The organism is Marilutibacter penaei (genome assembly GCF_014145395.1).
Taxonomy (GTDB): Bacteria; Pseudomonadota; Gammaproteobacteria; order Xanthomonadales; family Xanthomonadaceae; genus Marilutibacter; species Marilutibacter penaei.
The window spans coordinates 1-17,859 of sequence record NZ_JACHTE010000009.1 but is presented as its reverse complement, the minus strand read 5'-3'; the positions used below and the strand labels follow the sequence as shown (position 1 = coordinate 17,859).

The window sequence follows — 17,859 nt, the reverse complement described above, 5'->3', positions numbered from 1 at the left end:
GCGTGGGGGCCCTGCGCTGGCTGGTCGGGGAGGTCTGCGCGGCCGGACATACGGCAGCGAACAGACGAGCGTATCGGTTGCCCGATATGGGGGCAAATCGCAGGGACGCCAGTTCCCGCCAGCGTGCTGTCAGCAGCCGGCGGGCCGGGATTCAGTTCAGGACCCTGAACGTCACGCTGTCCGCGCGGGGTGCGTGCGGATCGGTGGCGACATCGCCGCGGACCTCGATGCGGGCGGGGTTGGCACCGTTGACGATCAGTTGCACCTTCACTGCGTCGGCGCGCTGGCGCGCGAGGGCCTCATCGATCGCGGCATCGCCGCTGCCGCGGGCATGCCCGGCGATCTCGATGCGGCGCCCGGGAGGCATCGCGGCGATCGCCTGCCCCGCCTGGGCGACGGTGGCCAGGCTCTCGGAGGAGACCTTCGCGCTGTAGGGCTCGAAAGCCACCTGCAGGCTGTTGAGGGCCTGCTCCACTTCGGAGGCGGCGCTTTCCGGGCCGAGCGCGGCGAGGGCCGCGATGGCGGCGGCGTCCTCCGCTCCGGCGCCGACGAACAGACCGGTCAGGCGGGCGCCGGGGAACTGGCGGCGTGCGGCGTCGGTCAGGCGCGCACGCTGTTCCTGGTCGAGTCGGCCGGTGAGTTCCAGCGTATCGCCTTCGAAGCCGACGGCGGCGCCGGGAATGTCGAACGCTTCGAGGAAGGCCGGCAGGCCGCGGATCCAGCCGGGCGCCGTGGCGTTCGGGTCGATCTGGATGTCGCCGCTGGCCTCGCCGGCTTCGAATGCACCGCCGATGGCGCGCAGGATCGCGTCCCGGGTTGCCTCGCCCTCCACGCGGCCGTGGTAGCGGATCGTACCGTTGTTGTTGACCAGGTCCAGCGTGGCATCGAAGGCCGCATCCGGAGGTGGTGCGGCTCCGGTCACAGCGTCGTCCTCGACGCTTTCGTCCGCAGGTGCCTGGGCGGCCGGCGTGGACGGGTCGGCGCCGCAGCCGGCCAGCAACAGCAGGGCGGCAAGGACGGGGGGGATGGCGAACGACGCGCGAAGGGTGGGGGGGCTTGTACGCAGGCGCAAGGGCATGCGGGACTCCGGTGGGTGGCAGGGAAAAACGGGGGCCCCGTGGGGCCCCCGTCCATGGCATCGACTGATGCCGTGCAGCGATCGGGTCGATCAGCGCGTGCGGCGCTTCTGCGACGCGAAGTCGATCGACACCTCGTCGGAACACTCCAGCGTCCCGTTGTTGCAGACCTTGTAGGTCATCGTGCCGCTGCCGATGATCCGGAAGGTGTCCGTGGTGCCGTGGTTCCTGTTGCGGACGGTCTTCAGGATCGCACCGTTGCGGTACAGGTCCACGAACTTCGCCCCTTCCGCCCAGCTCAGGCTGACCCGCGTCCGGTGGTTGTTCAGCTGCTCGGCTTCCGCCGCCAGAGCCCGCGGCCAACCCGGATCCACGAAGCTCGGGTACAGCGAGATCCCGCTGGCAGCCGTGTAGCCCTCGATGGTCACGTACCACGTGCCACTTTCCGGGGTCGGGAAGAAGCAGGTTTCGTCGTTGCCGAACGAGAACGGACGGCAGTCGAAGGCGGTGCTGGTCGGTTCGGCGCCATGACGCACGTAGATGTCGGCATCCCCGTCGCCGCCGTACATCGCGAACAGCAGGTTCGAAGCGCCATTCGGTACCTCCAGCTGGTAGCGCACGGTGCCGTCGGCCTCGACTTCGATGTCGGTGACCGTGACCCCGTTCTCCAGCTCGGTGGCCGGCGGCGGCGGCGGCGGCGGCGGCGGGGCATCCGGGAGCGGCTCCGTCCCGGCGGCGACCGCCACGGCATAACGCGCGTCGATCACGCCCGAGCCGCACATCTTGCTGTAGCTGCAGCCCTCCGGGAATCCGGTGGCGGCGTACGCGGTGTTGACGAGGATTTCCTCGACCTCCGCCGGGGTCTTGACCGCGACCGACTGCATCAGCGCGACGGTGCCGGCCACGTGCGGTGCCGCCATGGAGGTGCCCGCGTACCACGCGTAACCGTCGCCCTCCTGTCCCTGGGCGCCCAGGTTGAGGGTCGAGAGGATGTTGTCCTCGGCCGGAGCCACGCCGGAGCCGCCCGGAGCCGCCACGTCGATGCCTTCGCCGAAGTTCGAGTAATCCACCGCGAACGCGTTCGCCGGACCGGTGGCCGCGACGGAGATGACGTTGTCGCAGTTGGCCGGGGTAAAGCCGGAGACGTCCGAACTGCTGTTGCCGGCGGCGACCACCACGGTGGTGCCGCGGCCGACGGCGCCGTCGATGGCCGTCTGCATGAGCGCGGAGCAGCTGCCGCTGCCGCCGAGGCTCAGGTTGATGACTTCGGCCGGCGTCGCGTTGTCGGGCACGCCCGCCACGCTGCCGCCGGACGCCCAGGTGATGGCGTCGGCGATGTCGGAGGTGTAACCGCCGCACTTGCCGAGCACGCGGACCGGCTGCACCTGCGCGCCGTGCGCCACGCCGGCGACGCCCACGCCATTGTCGGTGGCGGCCGCGATCGTCCCGGCCACGTGGGTGCCGTGCCAGCTGCTGTCCTCGGGGATGCCGAAGATGTTGCACTCGCCGTCGTGCCAGTCGCCCGGATCGTTGGCGTCCGGGTCGCGCCCGTCGCCGTCCACCGCCGTGTCGAGGTCGGCGATGAAGTCGTAGCCCGGGATCAGGTTGGGCAACAGGTCGGCGTGCGGCGTGCTGCCCGTGTCCAGTACGGCAACGACCACGCCCGCACCGTCGGTGGTATCCCATGCGGTCTCGGCGTCGATGCCGCCATTGCCCGTGTGGTAGTGCCACTGCTGGGCGTAGCCCGGGTCATTCGGGACGTACTGGCGGGTCAGCATGCGATCGGGCTCGACCGCCAGCACGTTCGGGTCCTTCATCAAGGCGATGGCAAGCGCCTTGCTGCTGGCCCGGTCCAGCTTGCGGTCGGTCTGGATCAGCTGGGCACCGGTCGACAGTGCCCGGACCGGACGGATGCCGATGCCTGCGTCACGTGCGGCGGTGGCGAGGCCCTGGCCGCGCGCGGCGGCGGAAGCGCGGGCCCGCGGATCCTGGCGGTAGCTGACGATGAAGCGATCGGTCCGGACAGCGGCCTGGGCCCGGGCGTTGGTCGCCGATGCCGAGGCATTGGGTGCCGTGAAACCCCCGACCTTGTCGCCGGAGTAGGCAACAGGCGCTACGACGATGGCCGTGGCGATGGCGAGCGCGGTCCACTTCTGGGTGGGTGGACGCTTGCGGTCTGCGTGCGTGTTGGAAGACATGAGTTGGAAAATCCTTCGGTTGCAGTCCATTCATCCCCGCATACTCCCCCTGTGCGCGGGGCCCTGTCCGCGTCGTCGCCACGGGCGGCGACGCGAAACGCATGGTCCAGGCGCGGCCGGCCGCGAACGGCGGGACGCGCTTGGACGTTGGCTCTGGAGCCGATGCCGGCGAAGGGCCGGTCGGCGTCGGGTGGGGCAGGGCAACGCGGGCAGGTGGAGCGGTGCTCCTGCCGATGCGGCGTGGCTGCCGGGGCCCGGTCGGGCCGACGGCAGCGAGCGCAGTGCCCAATGCCCAAGGAATACCTCGCTGTCGCTGGTGGTCGTACGCCACTTGGCGCCCGTCCGGTGGGTCAGCAGCGAGCGATCCCCTGTCATCGCTCCCTGACTCGAACCTAAATGCAGCGCCGGCGGAACTCAAGCCCCAGATGCTGTTCAGGCCGCAGTTCGACCAATTGCCGACGATCATGGCCTGACGGTGAGCCTGGTGTTTGTGTCAAGTCCCGGTTTGACCTACAATTCCGCTTCTGTCCGCCCTCGATGGCGGTCAGCGACCAAAATAACTACAGAGGAATCTGGTCATGTACGCAGTGATTGTCACGGGCGGTAAGCAGTACCGCGTGATGCAGGGCGAGACCCTGCGCGTCGAGCTGCTCGAAGCCGAAGCCGGCAGCGAGATCAAGCTGGACAACGTCCTGATGCTGGGCGACGGAGACGGTGTGAAGCTTGGCGACGACGTCAAGGGTGCCACCGTCACCGCCAAGGTCGTGGGCCACGGCCGCGCCGACAAGGTGCGCATCGTCAAGTTCCGCCGCCGCAAGCACCATCGCAAGCAGATGGGCCACCGGCAGCACTACACCGAAATCGAGATCACCGGCATCGCCGGCAAGTAAGGAGAAGCAGTCATGGCACACAAAAAGGGCGTAGGCTCCACCCGCAACGGCCGCGACTCCAACCCGAAGTACCTGGGCGTCAAGATCTACGGCGGCCAGGCGATCGAGGCCGGCAACATCATCGTCCGCCAGCGCGGCACCCAGTTCCATCCGGGTCCGGGCGTGGGCCTGGGCCGCGACCACACGCTGTTCGCGCTGGTCGACGGCAAGGTCGAGTTCTCGACCAAGGGCCCGAAGAACCGCCGCACCGTCAGCGTCGTCGACGCAGGCTGAGTGCAGGCAGGCGGCGCGGTCATCGCGCCGATGCCACCCAGGGCCCCGCTCCGGCGGGGCCTTTTGTTTGAAGCCGACCCCACCCCGGCGCCCGCATTACACTGGCGGAGCGCCCCCCACACAGCCCCACGATTCCCGCCATGAAACTCGTCGACGAAGCTGAAATCCAGGTCATCGCAGGCAAGGGCGGCAACGGCTGCGTGGGCTTCCGCCGGGAGAAGTTCATCCCGTTGGGCGGCCCGGACGGCGGCGACGGCGGCGACGGCGGCAGCGTCTGGCTGCAGGCGGACGAGAACCTCAACACCCTGGTCGACTTCCGCCACCAGAAGATGTTCCGCGCCCAGCGCGGGCAGGACGGCATGGGCCGGCAGATGTACGGCAAGGGCGGCGACGATGCGGTCATCACCGTGCCGGTGGGCACCGTCGTCACCAACGTCGAGACCGACGAAGTCATCGGCGACATGACCCGCCATGGCGATCGCCTGCTGGTCGCCAAGGGCGGCAAGGGCGGCCTCGGCAACATGCATTTCAAGAGCTCGGTCAACCGTGCGCCACGCAAGGCGCTGCCGGGCCTGCCGGGTGAGGAGCGCGTGCTGAAGCTGGAGCTCAAGCTGCTGGCCGACGTCGGCCTGCTCGGCTTCCCCAACGCCGGCAAGAGCACGTTGATCCGCGCGGTGTCGGCGGCCACGCCGAAGGTCGCGGACTACCCGTTCACCACGCTCTATCCCAACCTCGGCGTGGTCAGTGTCGAGGCGCACCGCAGCTTCGTGATCGCCGACATCCCGGGCCTGATCGAAGGCGCGGCCGATGGCGCCGGCCTGGGCGCGCAGTTCCTGCGCCACCTTCAGCGCACGCGCCTGCTGCTGCACCTGGTCGACATGGCGCCGATGGAGGGTGGCGTGGAAGGGATCAGTCCCGCCGAGCAGGTGCGTGCGATCGAGCACGAGCTGGGCAAGCACGATCCGGAGTTGCTCGACAAGCCGCGCTGGCTGGTGCTGAACAAGGCGGACCTGCTGCTCGAGGAAGAGCAGGACGAAGCCGCGAAGGCGATCATCGACGAGCTGGGCTGGACCGGGCGCTGGTACAAGGTGTCGGCGATCAGCCGCGAGGGCACCTGGCCGATCATGAAGGACGTGATGGCCTTTTTCGATCGCCAGGCCGAAGAGGCGGCCGAGGCGGCCGCTGAAGCGGCGGCTGCGCGCGGCGCCACGACCTGAGCCGGCGGGCCCCTATGCGTCGTGCGCCCCGGTCCGACCCGGCCAGGGCACCCAGGCATCCCCTCCGGATGCAGGCGGTCGGTGATGTGACTGCACTTGGCGCCGCCTGCGAAGGCCCCGCCGTCCGGTGGTAGCTGGGCTGCCGGGCAACAAAAAAGCCGGCTGGATGCCGGCTTCTTCATGGCGCCACGGGTCACCGCGGCGCGAGGGTGCCTCGTCGCCTCAGGCGGCCTTGAGCGCTTTGATGCGGGCGTTCAGGCGGCTCTTGTGACGGGCGGCCTTGTTCTTGTGGATCAGGCCACGCGCGCTGTAGCGATCGATGATCGGCTGGGCGGCGGCGAAGGCGGTCTCGGCAGCGGCGGCGTCGTTCTCGCCCAGCGCCTTCAGCACCTTCTTGACGTAGGTGCGCAGCATCGAACGCTGGCTGGCGTTACGGGCATTGCGCACGACGGTCTGCTTGGCGCGCTTCTTGGCGGACTTGATGTTGGCCACGGTGAGAATTCCTGGAAGATTTTGTGTGTCGAAACTGGAAAAATCCGTACCCGCGGCGCCATGTGGGCCTTGAATCGGGCAGGTAGACAGGAAATTATGGGCAATTCAGTGGCTTGCGTCAACCGCGAAGGGGCAGGGGACAGACGTGTCTGACAAGGCTGTTCAGGAACCGGCGCGGGCGCCGCTGCCGCCCGCGGACCCCGGCGTGCCCGCCGGCGGCCCCGGGCAAAGACAGGGCAAGGGGCGCGGCATGCTGCGATCCAGCGCGGTGTTCAGCGCGATGACGCTGGTTTCGCGCGTCGCCGGCTACGTGCGCGACGCGGTGCAGGCCAGCCTGTTCGGCGCCGGGCCGGCCATGAGCGCCTTCGTGGTCGCCTACCGCATCCCCAACTACCTGCGCCGGATCTTCGCCGAAGGCTCGTTCTCGTCGGCCTTCGTGCCGGTCCTGTCCGAATTGAAGGAGCAGGGCGACCCGAAGGCGATGCAGGAGGTGCTGGACCACGTCGCCGGCGCCCTGTTCGCGGTCGTGGTCATCGTCAGCGGCCTTGGCATGCTCGCGGCGCCGTGGATCGCCCGCCTGTTCCTCGCGCTCGCCCCCGCGGATGCGGAAACCATCCCGCTGACTGCCGAGATGCTTCGGATCACCTTCCCCTACCTGGTGTTCATTTCGATGACCGCCCTGGCCGGGGGCGTCCTCAACACGTTCCGGCATTTCGGGCTGCCGGCACTGACCCCGGTGCTGCACAACCTGGCCGTCATCGCGGCGATGCTGCTGCTGGCGGGCCACCTTGATGTCCCCGAGAAGTCGATGGCCTGGGGCGTGCTGGCTGCCGGCATCCTGCAGGTGCTGGTGCTTTGGCCGGCGATGGGGCGGCTGGGCATCCGCCCGCGCCTGCGCTTCAACCTGCGCCACCCCGGCGTGCGCAAGGTCGGCCGGTTGATGCTGCCCACCGTCTTCTCGTCCTCGGTTGCGCAGATCAACGTGCTGGTCGGCACCATGTTCGCGGCGCTGCTGGTGCCGGCCGCCCAGTCCTGGCTGTACTACTCGGACCGCCTGACCGAGCTGCCGCTCGGCCTGTTCGGCGTGGCCGTGGGCACGGTGATCCTGCCGCAGCTGTCGCGGCAACACGCGGCGAAGGACGAGGCCGGGTACTCGAAGTCGCTGGACTGGGGCCTGCGGATCGTCCTGCTGGTCGGCGTGCCGGCGGCCCTGGGTCTGGCGCTCCTGGCCGAGCCACTGACCGCCTCGCTGTTCCAGCGCGGCCGGTTCACCGCCGAGGACTCGCACATGGTGGGGGCGGCGCTGATGGCCATGAGCGTCGGCATCCCCACGTTCATGCTGAGCAAGGTGCTCCTGCCAGCCTTCTACGCACGACAGGACACGCGCACGCCGATGCGGGTCGCGATCACCACGGTCATCGCGAACGTCATCCTCACCATCGCGCTGGTCACGCCGCTGTGGTGGCTGGGCGTACCGGAAGCGCATGTCGGGATCGCCGTGGCGACGGCGCTGGCCGGCGTCCTCAATGCAGGCCTGCTGTGGCGCCACCTGCGCCGGCAGGGCCTGTATGCGCCGGCCCAGGGCTGGGGGCGCTGGATCGGCCGCATTGTCGTCGCGGCGCTCGCGATGACCGCCGTCGTGGTCGCTGCGCGCGAAGCCATCGGCGAGTGGAGCGCGCTGCCGATGCTGTGGCGCTGGACCTGGCTGCTGGCCGTGGTCGCGGCCGGCGGCCTGGCCTACGGTGCGGTCCTGCTGCTGATGGGCCTGCGGCCGCGCCACCTGCGTCAGTGAGGCGGTCCCGGCGCTTCGCACGTATACTGCCGGGTTCCATGAGCAGGCTGTTTCGTGACGTCGATGGTGGGCCCCGGTGCCCGGACGGCAGCGTGGTCTGCATCGGCGCCTTCGACGGCCTCCACCGGGGCCATCAGGCCCTGGTGCGCCACGCCGTCGCGCGTGCGCACGCCCTGGGTTTGCCGGCGGTCGCGCTGAGTTTTGAGCCGCTGCCGAGGGAGTTCTTTGCCCCCCACGCCCCACCGCCGCGGTTGCTGTCGCCCCGCGCCAAGGCCGAGGGCCTGTTCGCCCTGGGTGTCGACCAGGTGGGGCTGCTGCGCTTCGACCGCCGCCTGAGCCAGCTGTCGGCCGACGCCTTCATCGCGCAGGTGCTGGTCGGCCACCTCCATGCGCGCGAGGTCTGGGTCGGTCCGGCGTTCCGCTTCGGCAAGGGCCGTTCGGGCGACATCGACACGCTGCATGCGGCAGGTCGCGAGGCCGGCTTCGTGGCCGGCGAGATCGAACCGGTCATGCTGGATGGCGAGCGCGTCTCGGCGACGCGCATCCGCGAAGCACTGGTGGCGGGCGACTTCGCCACCGCGACGCGACTGCTCGGGCGCCCCTACCGGATCGGCGGCCGCGTGGTGCGCGGCCAGCAGCTCGGGCGGACACTTGGCTACCCGACGGCCAACCTCCGATTCGGCGGCCGTACGCCGGCGCTGTCCGGCATCTATGCGAGCTGGGTCCATGGCGTCGGCGAGGCGCCCCGTGCCTCGGTGTCCAGCCTGGGCACCCGGCCGACGGTCGACGGCGTGGAGCCGTTGCTGGAAGCCCACCTGTTCGATTTCGACGGCGACCTGTACGGTCGGCGGATCGAGGTCGAGTTCGTCGCGAAACTGCGCGACGAGCTGAAGTTCGATGACCTGCCGGCCCTGGTCGAGCAGATGCACCGCGATGCCGACCAGGCGCGCGCCCTTTTGACGACAGACCCATTGCGAGTCCCTGCGTGAGCGAAGCCCCCGCCAACCCCTACAAGGCCACCCTGCACCTGCCGGCGACCGAGTTCCCGATGCGCGGCGACCTGCCCAAGCGGGAGCCGAAGACGCTGGAGCGCTGGGAGTCCGAAGGGCTCTACGCCCGCCTGCGCGAGAACGCTTCGGGTCGTCCGCTGTTCGTCCTGCACGACGGGCCGCCTTACGCCAATGGCGCGATCCACCTCGGCCACGCGGTCAACAAGATCCTCAAGGACATCATCGTCAAGTCGAAGTACCTGGCGGGCTTCGACGCGCCCTACGTGCCGGGCTGGGACTGCCACGGCCTGCCGATCGAGATCGCGATCGAAAAGAAGTTCGGCAAGGTCGGCGCCAAGCTCGATGCCGTCGAGTTCCGACAGAAGTGCCGTGAGTACGCCAACGAGCAGATCGACATCCAGCGCCGCGACTTCAAGCGCCTGGGCGTGCTGGGTGACTGGGACAACCCGTACCGCAGCCTCGATTTCCGTTTCGAGGCCAACGAGATGCGAGCGTTGGCCAAGGTCATCGACAACGGGCACCTGTCGCGCGGCGTGAAGCCCGTGCACTGGTGCTTCGATTGCGGTTCGGCGCTGGCCGAGGCGGAGATCGAGTACCAGGACAAGGTGTCGCCGGCGATCGACGTCGCCTACCTCGCGCGCGATCCGTCCGCGATGGCGCATGCATTCGGCGCATTGCATCCGGCGGACGTCGACATCGGGGTGCCGATCTGGACCACCACGCCGTGGACGCTGCCGGCTTCGCTGGCGGTGTCGGTAGGCCCGGAGCTGGAATACGTGCTGGTCGAAGGCCCTCGGGCCTCGAACGGCCGTCGTCGCTGGCTGGTCCTTGCCGAGGCGCTCGCGGCCAAGGCCCTGCAACGCTACGGCGTGGATGAGGTGACGGTCCATGGGCGCACGACGGGCGCCGCGCTTGAGCGCATGCTGCTCGCGCATCCTTTCTACGCCGATCGCGACATCCCGCTCATCGTTGGCGACCACGTGTCGGCCGAGGACGGTACCGGCGCCGTGCACACCGCGCCGGGCCACGGCCAGGAGGACTACGCGGCCAGTCGCCCTTACGGTCTGCTCGATAAGTACGGCGCCGCCGAGCTCAATCCCGTCGACGGCCGTGGCGTCTACCTGCCGTCGACCCCGCCGGCGGGCGACACGGTGCTCGCTGGCCAGCACATCTGGAAGGCCAACGACCTGATCGTCGATGCGTTGCGCGCGAACGGTGCGCTGCTCGCGTTGGCGAAACTCGAACACAGCTATCCGCACTGTTGGCGCCACAAGACGCCGATCGCGTTCCGGGCCACGCCGCAGTGGTTCATCTCGATGGAACAGGCGAACCTGCGCGCAGACGCACTGGCCGCAATCAAGGACGTGCAGTGGTACCCGAAGTGGGGCGAAGCGCGCATCGCCGGCATGGTCGAAGGCCGTCCCGACTGGACGATCTCCCGCCAGCGCACCTGGGGCGTGCCGATCGCGCTGTTCGTGCACCGCGAGACCGGCGAGCCGCACCCGCGCAGCACGGAGCTGATGCGCCAGGTCGCCGACCGGGTGGAGCAGGGCGGCGTCGACGTCTGGTACACGCTGGATGCCGCTGAACTGCTCGGTGCAGAGGCGGGCGACTACGACAAGACCAGTGACATCCTGGACGTCTGGTTCGATTCCGGCGTCACCCATGAGTGCGTGCTGCTCGAACGTGGCCTGGGCAAGCCGGCCGACCTTTACCTGGAGGGGTCGGACCAGCATCGCGGCTGGTTCCAGTCCTCGCTGCTGACCGGCGTCGCCATCGACAAGGCCGCGCCGTACCGCCAGTGCCTGACGCACGGATTTACCGTCGACGAGCACGGCCGCAAGATGTCGAAGTCGCTCGGCAACGGCATCGAGCCGCAGGACATCATGAAGACGCTGGGCGCGGACATCCTGCGCCTGTGGATCGCCTCGGCCGACTACAGCAACGAGATGTCGCTGTCGCAGGAGATCCTCAAGCGCAATGCCGACGCCTACCGGCGCATCCGCAACACCGCGCGCTTCCTGCTCGGCAACCTGCACGGCTTCGACCCGGTGGCACACCTGCGTCCGCTCGACGACATGGTCGCACTGGACCGCTGGATCGTGCACCGCGCGTGGGAGGTCCAGGAGAAGATCAAGGCGGCCTACGAGCGCTACGACTTCGCCGAGATCGTGCAGGCACTGCTGAACTTCTGCAGCGTCGACCTCGGCTCGCTCTACCTCGACGTGACCAAAGACCGCCTGTACACGATGCAGGAGGACTCTCGTGGCCGCCGTTCCGCGCAGAGTGCGATGTACCGCATTGCCGAGGCCTTCGTCCGCTGGATCGCGCCGGTCCTGAGCTTCACCGCAGACGAGCTGTGGGCCTACCTGCCCGGCGAGCGCAAGGACAACGTGCTGTTCGCGACCTGGTACGACGGCCTGGCGCCGATGGACGACGAGGATGCGGCCGTGCTCGCGCGCCGGGTCGAGCGCCTGCTGGGCATCCGCGAGGACGTCAGTGCGGTGCTGGAGCCGATGCGCGCCGCGGGAGAGATCGGTGCCGCGCTCGAGGCGGAGATCACCCTGCGCTGTGGCGTGGCGGACCAGAACTGGCTGTCGCGGATGGGCGACGAGCTCCGCTTCCTGTTCATCAGCGGCGACGTCGAGATCCTCGCGGACGACGATGCCAAGGACATCACCGTGACTGCCGCGCCAACGGGCAAGCCGAAGTGCGTGCGCTGCTGGCACCACCGTGCTGACGTGGGCAGTGTCGAGGCGCATCCCCAGCTGTGCGGGCGCTGCGTCGGGAACGTGGCGGGCGAGGGTGAAGACCGGAGGTGGTTCTGATGGCGCCGTCGTCGCGTCCGCGCCCGGACGCCCTGGCCTGGCTGCTGGTGTCGGTGCTGGTCATCGTGCTCGACCAGTGGACCAAGGCCTGGGTGCTGTCGTCGCTGCCCGAGTACACCGCCGTGCCGGTCATCGACGGCTTCTGGAACTGGTACCGCACCTACAACACCGGCGCGGCGTTCAGCTTCCTCAGTGACGCGGGCGGCTGGCAGAAGTACTTCTTCACCGCGCTCGCCTTCGGCATCTGTGGCCTGCTGGGGTACTGGCTGTCCCGGACCCCACGCCGCGACTGGCGCACCGCGCTGCCGTATGTACTGGTCATCGGCGGGGCCATCGGCAACGTCATCGACCGGTTGATGCACGGCCACGTTGTCGACTTCATCCAGTGGCATTGGCGCGATCTCTACTATTGGCCCGCCTTCAACATTGCCGATTCGGCAATCGTGGTCGGTGCTGTCGGCATTGCCCTGCACGGCCTGTTCAGTGGCCGACGCGACGCGAAGGCGACCTGAGCGGCGCTACACTCCTCCCGTACCTTTCCTGGATCCGCCCCGCCTGATGGATGTCCTGCTCGCCAATCCCCGTGGCTTCTGCGCCGGCGTCGACCGCGCGATCGAGATCGTCAAGCGCGCGCTGGACACCCTGGGTGCCCCGATCTACGTGCGCCACGAGGTGGTCCACAACCGCTTCGTCGTCGACGACCTCAAGCACCGGGGGGCCGTCTTCGTCGAGGAGCTGGACGACGTGCCGGACGGCGCCACGGTCATCTTCAGCGCCCACGGGGTGTCGAAGGCGGTGCGTGAGGAGGCCGATCGCCGCGGCCTGAAGGTCTTCGACGCGACCTGTCCGCTGGTGACCAAGGTGCACTTCGAAGTCTCCCGACATTGCCGCGCCGGCAACGACGTGGTCCTGATCGGCCATGCCGGGCACCCCGAGGTGGAGGGCACCATGGGCCAATGGAAGCGCGAGCAGGGGACCGGCCGCATCTACCTGGTCGAGGATGTCGACGACGTCGAACGCCTCGAGGTCGACCAGCCCGGAAGGCTCGCCTACACCACCCAGACCACGCTCTCCGTCGACGACACCCGCGTGGTCATCGAGGCGTTGCGACGGAAGTTCCCGGCAATCCAAGGGCCGCGAAACGACGACATCTGCTACGCCACCCAGAACCGTCAGGACGCGGTCCGGGAGCTGGCCGCGCGTTGCGACCTGGTGCTGGTGGTCGGCTCGGTCAACAGTTCTAATTCCAACCGGCTGCGGGAGCTGGCCCAGCGCGAAGGCGTCGAGTCCTACCTGATCGACGGTGCCATCGAGATCGACCCGCGCTGGGTCGAGGGACGGACCTGCATTGGCATTACCGCGGGTGCATCGGCCCCCGAGGTGCTCGTGCGCGGCGTCATCGAGCGCCTCCGCGAGCTGGGGGCCCTGCACGTCGCGGAGCTCGACGGCGAGCCCGAACGCATGGTGTTCGCGCTGCCGAAGGAGCTGCGGCTCCGTCTCGTCGACTGAGCGCGATCCCGGCGATTGACCGCCGGGCCGCGCCCGCCTAGAATTCCCATCCCTTTGCCGGTCCGGGATCGGCAACAGGCACCGCCGGAGTAGCTCAGTTGGTAGAGCACGTCATTCGTAATGATGGGGTCGTAGGTTCGATTCCTATCTCCGGCACCAACACGTGGGACCGACGCGCCGCAGGGCGGATCGGGTTCCTCCAGGAAACCCCGCGTTAGCGGGGTTTTTTTGTGCCTTCCGCCCGGGTTCAACGTCCCGGCAGGACCCACGCGCGCGGGTTGTGCGTGAAGCCGAGTTTCCCGTAGTAGTCGTTGGCCTTGGGCGCGGCAAGCAGCACGATCATGCATTCGGGTGCCAGCCTCTCCCGCGTCGCTGCGATGAGCTGCCTGCCGATGCCCTGTCTCTGGTAGTCGACATCGACGGCGAGATCCGCGAGGTACGCGACGTAGGTGAAATCGGTCAGCGTCCGGGCGATCCCGACCAGACGCGCACCGTCCCAAGCCGTGATCGCCAGGCTGGCATTCGCCAGCATGCCCTTGAAGATGTCCGGCCGCTCGACCGGGCGACGCTCCCCAAGCGTGGATCGACGATACAGATCGATCGCCTCTTCGGTGGAAACGGTCGCGTCGTGCGTGTATTCGATACTCACGATTCGCTTGCCCTTTCAGGGAGCGGGAGTCGCCAGGGAGGATACCGGCGGTTCGCGCCGGCCCGGAACAGGCACAGCACGTTGCCGGACGGGTCCTTGAGTCGGGCCTCTCGCCAGAGCCAGCGCTCATCCGTGGGGAGCTGGGTGAAGGGGAACCCGGCTGCAAGGAGGCGCTCGACACGGGTATCCAGGTCATCGCACTCGAAATACACGACCATGCCAAGGGCGGGCTGGTCTGCGGCATGCAACGAGAACGTCGCGTCTCCGTCCGGGCACTCGAAACGCGCATAGCGGGGCGGCGAGTGCACGATGAGCGTGAAGCCCATCTTTCGATAGAAATCCACCGAGCGGTCCAGGTCGGTCGCCGGGAGTGTGATCTGATTTAGGTTCACCCGGGGTCCTCCCTTCGCCTCACGTCGGATGTCCCACGGTCCCGCCAGGACGTAAAGTACGTGCGTTCCGGGTGGGGGCGGGCGCCCGCATCTTGACGCCAAACACCATCGGCTTGATTGCCATGCCAGCCCTCATGGCTGGCATGCCACGGCCACCGACTCCACGATGGGGCCGGGTACCGAAATGCTCAGCCAACAACTGACGCCTTCCGGCTGGAACTCAAGGAAAGTGCCGGACCCTCTTTGGACGGGCGTGGTCGGGCCATAGAGCCGACCTGCCTGGGATGCAGGCATGCCGGGACACAGGCCCCGGGGCGTACAGGCACCCGGTCCGTTCCCGAAGAGCGCCAGGACGCGCCTCGGCTCCCCATCGTCATGATGCTCAAACCATCCCACCGTGATCAGGAGGCCAGGGTAACGAAGGTCGACGCCCTCTCCCGTGTCGAGTCGCTGCGACGGCTCACCCAGAAGCTCGATCACGCTTGCTTCCGTGGCACCGGACGCCACGCCGCCGATACTCAGCTCGGACGCAGGGACATCGCTCGCCTGCGCCGGCGTACACAGCATGACGGCCAACAAGGCAAAAAATACTTCGCCTGGGCCTGCGCACCTGCGTCACGGCGCGTCTCGAAACGGCACGGGTCGGAACGGGTTGCCCGGCGCCGGACCGTCGATCGCCAAGGTCATGAACGTACTGTTCGGGTCTGGCTTGTAGTCGGCGAAAGGCGGGCACTCCACGAAGCCAAACGACCTGTATAAGCAGCGTGCCGGCTCCAAGAATGCCATGGAACCGGTTTCCAGGCTGAGACTCGAACAGCCAGTGGCACTCGCTTCCCTGATGAGGTGTCGCAACATGCGAGTGGCAACCCCGCGGCGCAAGTACGAGGTCGCGGTGCGCATGGACTTGATCTCCGCATGCGAATCGCTCAGGCGCTTCAAGGCTGCGATACCCGCGATATTGGTCCCGTCCCATATGCTCCAGAACGAAATGTCCGGGCCCTTGAGGCCTGACAGGTCCAGGGCGTGCCGGCTTTCGGGCGGAGCGGTGTGCTCCATTGAGGCCAAGTGCTCGCGCAACAGGGCTTGGACGGCCGCATGCCCGGGGTCAGCGCCTCGAATGATCACGATCTTTCCTCTGGCGCAGGACGTCGGAGTTGAGCTATTTGAATGAATTGTTAGGCATCATGCTGCTTGTAGTTGGCTGCAAGCTGCAAGACGAAAACAGATAGCAGGGTCCCAACGGACAGCCACCCCGGAAGGCCGGGGAACAACACGGCCGAAAGCATGTAGACACCGAGTCCAACCAGCACACTTGAGCTGAGCACTATGTAGGCCCGCGAGGGTTCTGTGTTGCCTCGAATGGCGAAGAAGAAACGGGTTGCGGGCCCCGATAGGGCTGCCTTTCCACTTGCAGCAAAGAACACTCCGAAAACTCCCAAGAGCATCAGGACCGTGCCTGCGCCTACTAGTAAAGCGTCCATCTCTCCTCTCAATGACGTTTAATGCCAGAGCTGATTCTAGCCGCGAAGCGGCTTCGGCTTGAATGATTTGTTAGGCCCACTATGGCAGATCTGCCCAAGCGCGGCACTGGCTTGCGCCATCAACTATCAGTCCACGTGGGCTGCCCCACCACGGATCCCAAGTGCGCCGGCCGCTAACAATTTGGCCCTCCACGAGGGAGAAAGTTACCGAGAAGCCCTCGCCAAAGTAATCTGGCGCTGACGGCGGTGCGCTGAAAAAGCTCAGCGAGATGTATGGCGGCATGCGCTCTAAGTTGTGGTACCAGGAGCCCGAAGCACTGACTTGGGTAATGCCAGTGAGACGGCGCAGAACGCAAGGATTGAGGCGGACCGCGAACCTTGGGCTGGTCAGCCGCACACCAGAAACCACTCCAGGGCTGGAATAGCTCACCTGCAGCGAAGCAGGGCCCCACTCATTGGGCAGTCCGTGGATGGTCCCATCGGTGCCGATCGGGAGACTCGTGTCCTCATGGGCGCTGGCCAAACCAGAAAGGCTACAGAGGACTATGAGAGCGAAAGACTTCCACATGTGGCCTAACACCTGAATTAAGCCGAGCCGCGAAGCGGCTTCGGCTTGAATGAATTGTTAGGCAGCTCCCGACTCACCACCAGAACCAAAGCCTAGAACTGCCCTTGCCAGAAGAACCAATTGAATAGTCACCGCGACCGTGGGGAATACCCGAGATGCCCTCACGTAGGGGTGCCAGCCACTCTGAGCCTATTGTAAGAACAGCTGGGTCTAGATCAGGGGGGAACGACCAGTCGGTGGGGTTGCTGGAGAAGGCAACCCGAAGCTTGCTGGGGGATCGCCAGGTGGCCAGGCCGGCCATGTTGTTTGGAACGCCCAGCTGAGCCTTGGTGGGCGTTGTGATCTCGACCGCACGGGATGCAGGAATGCCATCAGCGGCTAGGGCGTCAAGCAAAGCAATAAGCGATCCGCAGCCGGCAGCGTCGGCGGTAAGGTTCCAGCCCGGATAGTTGCGCTCGTTCTCCGTGTAATACCAGAGCGCGATGTTGCCGGATTGCTTCCATGAGTGAGCGCGATGCATCAGAGCTGCCTAACACCTGAATTAAGCCGAGCCGCGAAGCGGCTTCGGCTTGAATGAATTGTTAGGGCCCGGCCTTGGCTTGAAGTGCTCTGCCGACCGTGGCCCGCCTTGTCGCCTTTGTACCACCCTTGGCCCCGGACCCCTCAAGGGCCTTTAGCCCCAAGCCCAAGACCTATCACTCAAACCTTCCCCTACAGCCTTGACCAGGCAAACCGCCTACTTCCACACGTGGCCGGTCGCGGTGAGCGGCACCTTCCCCTTGCGCTCTACCGACCAGACCACCAGGGAAGGGCAGCAACACAGCTACTTCCCCAAGACCTGAGCCCTGCCATTCCGGGCCCTAACACCAGAATTAAGCCGAGCCACGAAGTGGCTTCGGCTTGAATGAATTGTTAGGTTGCAACCGACGCCGCCTGCAACCGGGCTCTTAGATCTACGACAGCCTCTGGTGCCAACTCAAGGCCGACAGGGTGGCCTGGATTGATAACGATGCCAACGTTGCTAGCGATGCCGCGGAGTAGCCACTGGAACTGCACGAGTAGGCCGAACTCAAACCGGGGTAGCTGCTTGTGCCACGGGGTGGAGCGCTCCGCAGCCGTAAACATCGCAAGAACGGGCGAGCCAGAGGAATTGGAAAGGACGAGCGGGGACGCTGAATTGTCCCAGACGCCGCTGGGACCAGGGTCTTTATCTAGGAGTACGACAACTTGGGACGACAGCAGCGCGTCCAAGAATTCAGAAGCGGGGACGCGGCCGAGCTGCGCCTGCAGGAGAAGCGCCTCAAGGTCATTGGCCGGCACGAACTGGGGTTGGGACTCCATGATCTCTCTCTTGCAACCTAACACCGAAGTTAAGCCGAGCTGCGGAGTGGTGACGGCTGCGTGCTAGCGTAGCTAAGCACGCAGACGGCGCCACGAAGCGGCTTCGGCTTGAACGAATTGTTAGCTGCCGCCCCGTTAAGAGC

At 67.1% G+C, this 17,859-nt stretch carries 16 protein-coding genes and 1 tRNA gene; 9 read left to right on the top strand and 8 right to left on the bottom strand.

Going from position 1 to position 17,859, the window contains the following annotated elements; translation table 11 throughout:
* Positions 1–151 precede the first annotated feature (151 nt).
* Both H4F99_RS12640 and H4F99_RS12635 read right to left on the bottom strand, forming a co-directional pair.
* The gene (locus H4F99_RS12640) at positions 152–1,078 is read right to left on the bottom strand and encodes an OmpA family protein (protein ID WP_182670111.1); all 927 of its coding nucleotides are present in this window, start codon (positions 1,076–1,078) and stop codon (positions 152–154) included.
* A 90-nt stretch (positions 1,079–1,168) separates the two neighbouring features.
* Entirely contained in the window at positions 1,169–3,274 is a 2,106-nt protein-coding gene (locus H4F99_RS12635) for a S8 family peptidase (RefSeq protein ID WP_182670110.1), read from the bottom strand.
* Positions 3,275–3,852: 578 nt separating this feature from the next.
* On the opposite strand from H4F99_RS12635, the gene rplU reads away from it, so the two are divergent.
* The 3 genes from rplU to cgtA all read left to right on the top strand — a co-directional run bounded on the left by rplU (position 3,853) and on the right by cgtA (position 5,654).
* The gene (rplU, locus tag H4F99_RS12630) at positions 3,853–4,164 is read left to right on the top strand and encodes a 50S ribosomal protein L21 (protein WP_182670109.1); all 312 of its coding nucleotides are present in this window, start codon (positions 3,853–3,855) and stop codon (positions 4,162–4,164) included.
* 12 nt (positions 4,165–4,176) lie between these two features.
* Positions 4,177–4,437: a 50S ribosomal protein L27 gene (rpmA, locus tag H4F99_RS12625; protein ID WP_182670108.1), complete on the top strand. Its 261-nt coding sequence runs from the start codon at positions 4,177–4,179 to the stop codon at positions 4,435–4,437.
* Between the two features lie 140 nt (positions 4,438–4,577).
* Positions 4,578–5,654: an Obg family GTPase CgtA gene (gene cgtA, locus H4F99_RS12620; RefSeq protein ID WP_182670107.1), complete on the top strand. Its 1,077-nt coding sequence runs from the start codon at positions 4,578–4,580 to the stop codon at positions 5,652–5,654.
* Between the two features lie 222 nt (positions 5,655–5,876).
* Here the strand turns inward: cgtA and rpsT are convergent, their stop codons facing one another.
* Positions 5,877–6,146 (bottom strand): 30S ribosomal protein S20, encoded by a 270-nt coding sequence (gene rpsT, locus H4F99_RS12615; RefSeq protein WP_182670106.1) that lies wholly within the window; start codon positions 6,144–6,146, stop codon positions 5,877–5,879.
* Positions 6,147–6,396: 250 nt separating this feature from the next.
* Here rpsT and murJ point away from each other — a divergent pair, with 250 nt between their 5' ends.
* From murJ to H4F99_RS12585, 6 genes are all read left to right on the top strand, one after another.
* The gene (gene murJ / locus H4F99_RS12610) at positions 6,397–7,938 is read left to right on the top strand and encodes a murein biosynthesis integral membrane protein MurJ (protein ID WP_182670105.1); all 1,542 of its coding nucleotides are present in this window, start codon (positions 6,397–6,399) and stop codon (positions 7,936–7,938) included.
* Positions 7,939–7,976: 38 nt separating this feature from the next.
* Positions 7,977–8,927 (top strand): bifunctional riboflavin kinase/FAD synthetase, encoded by a 951-nt coding sequence (locus tag H4F99_RS12605; protein ID WP_182670104.1) that lies wholly within the window; start codon positions 7,977–7,979, stop codon positions 8,925–8,927.
* Positions 8,928–8,986: 59 nt separating this feature from the next.
* Positions 8,987–11,776 carry an isoleucine--tRNA ligase gene (gene ileS / locus H4F99_RS12600; protein WP_220481178.1) on the top strand — a complete coding sequence of 930 codons (2,790 nt, stop codon included), beginning with the start codon at positions 8,987–8,989 and terminating at the stop codon, positions 11,774–11,776.
* Entirely contained in the window at positions 11,776–12,288 is a 513-nt protein-coding gene (gene lspA, locus H4F99_RS12595) for a signal peptidase II (RefSeq protein WP_182670102.1), read from the top strand. Before ileS ends, lspA begins: the two co-directional genes overlap by 1 nt.
* A 46-nt stretch (positions 12,289–12,334) precedes the next feature.
* Positions 12,335–13,285 carry a 4-hydroxy-3-methylbut-2-enyl diphosphate reductase gene (gene ispH / locus H4F99_RS12590; protein ID WP_182670101.1) on the top strand — a complete coding sequence of 317 codons (951 nt, stop codon included), beginning with the start codon at positions 12,335–12,337 and terminating at the stop codon, positions 13,283–13,285.
* Positions 13,286–13,368: 83 nt separating this feature from the next.
* A tRNA-Thr gene (locus H4F99_RS12585) sits at positions 13,369–13,444 on the top strand.
* A gap of 88 nt (positions 13,445–13,532) precedes the next feature.
* Here H4F99_RS12585 and H4F99_RS12580 read toward each other — a convergent pair.
* The 5 genes from H4F99_RS12580 to H4F99_RS12560 all read right to left on the bottom strand — a co-directional run bounded on the left by H4F99_RS12580 (position 13,533) and on the right by H4F99_RS12560 (position 17,716).
* Positions 13,533–13,934 carry a GNAT family N-acetyltransferase gene (locus H4F99_RS12580; protein WP_182670100.1) on the bottom strand — a complete coding sequence of 134 codons (402 nt, stop codon included), beginning with the start codon at positions 13,932–13,934 and terminating at the stop codon, positions 13,533–13,535.
* On the bottom strand, positions 13,931–14,326 hold the full coding sequence (locus H4F99_RS12575; protein ID WP_182670099.1) for a VOC family protein: 396 nt from the start codon (positions 14,324–14,326) through the stop codon (positions 13,931–13,933). The genes H4F99_RS12580 and H4F99_RS12575 overlap by 4 nt, the downstream gene beginning before the upstream one ends.
* A 615-nt stretch (positions 14,327–14,941) precedes the next feature.
* Positions 14,942–15,451 carry a GNAT family N-acetyltransferase gene (locus tag H4F99_RS12570; RefSeq protein WP_343064215.1) on the bottom strand — a complete coding sequence of 170 codons (510 nt, stop codon included), beginning with the start codon at positions 15,449–15,451 and terminating at the stop codon, positions 14,942–14,944.
* 997 nt (positions 15,452–16,448) lie between these two features.
* A complete protein-coding gene (locus tag H4F99_RS12565; RefSeq protein WP_182670098.1) occupies positions 16,449–16,895 on the bottom strand; it encodes a hypothetical protein in 447 nt (148 codons plus the stop codon).
* A gap of 392 nt (positions 16,896–17,287) precedes the next feature.
* Entirely contained in the window at positions 17,288–17,716 is a 429-nt protein-coding gene (locus tag H4F99_RS12560) for an SseB family protein (protein ID WP_182670097.1), read from the bottom strand.
* Positions 17,717–17,859 lie beyond the last annotated feature (143 nt).

Coding starts and splice junctions, on each gene's coding strand:
- H4F99_RS12640 (WP_182670111.1), bottom strand. CDS start 1,078: ATGCCCTTGCGCCTGCGTACAAGCCCCCCCACCCTTCGCGCGTCGTTC.
- H4F99_RS12635 (WP_182670110.1), bottom strand. CDS start 3,274: ATGTCTTCCAACACGCACGCAGACCGCAAGCGTCCACCCACCCAGAAG.
- rplU (WP_182670109.1), top strand. CDS start 3,853: ATGTACGCAGTGATTGTCACGGGCGGTAAGCAGTACCGCGTGATGCAG.
- rpmA (WP_182670108.1), top strand. CDS start 4,177: ATGGCACACAAAAAGGGCGTAGGCTCCACCCGCAACGGCCGCGACTCC.
- cgtA (WP_182670107.1), top strand. CDS start 4,578: ATGAAACTCGTCGACGAAGCTGAAATCCAGGTCATCGCAGGCAAGGGC.
- murJ (WP_182670105.1), top strand. CDS start 6,397: ATGCTGCGATCCAGCGCGGTGTTCAGCGCGATGACGCTGGTTTCGCGC.
- H4F99_RS12605 (WP_182670104.1), top strand. CDS start 7,977: ATGAGCAGGCTGTTTCGTGACGTCGATGGTGGGCCCCGGTGCCCGGAC.
- ileS (WP_220481178.1), top strand. CDS start 8,987: ATGCGCGGCGACCTGCCCAAGCGGGAGCCGAAGACGCTGGAGCGCTGG.
- lspA (WP_182670102.1), top strand. CDS start 11,776: ATGGCGCCGTCGTCGCGTCCGCGCCCGGACGCCCTGGCCTGGCTGCTG.
- ispH (WP_182670101.1), top strand. CDS start 12,335: ATGGATGTCCTGCTCGCCAATCCCCGTGGCTTCTGCGCCGGCGTCGAC.
- H4F99_RS12565 (WP_182670098.1), bottom strand. CDS start 16,895: ATGCATCGCGCTCACTCATGGAAGCAATCCGGCAACATCGCGCTCTGG.
- H4F99_RS12560 (WP_182670097.1), bottom strand. CDS start 17,716: ATGGAGTCCCAACCCCAGTTCGTGCCGGCCAATGACCTTGAGGCGCTT.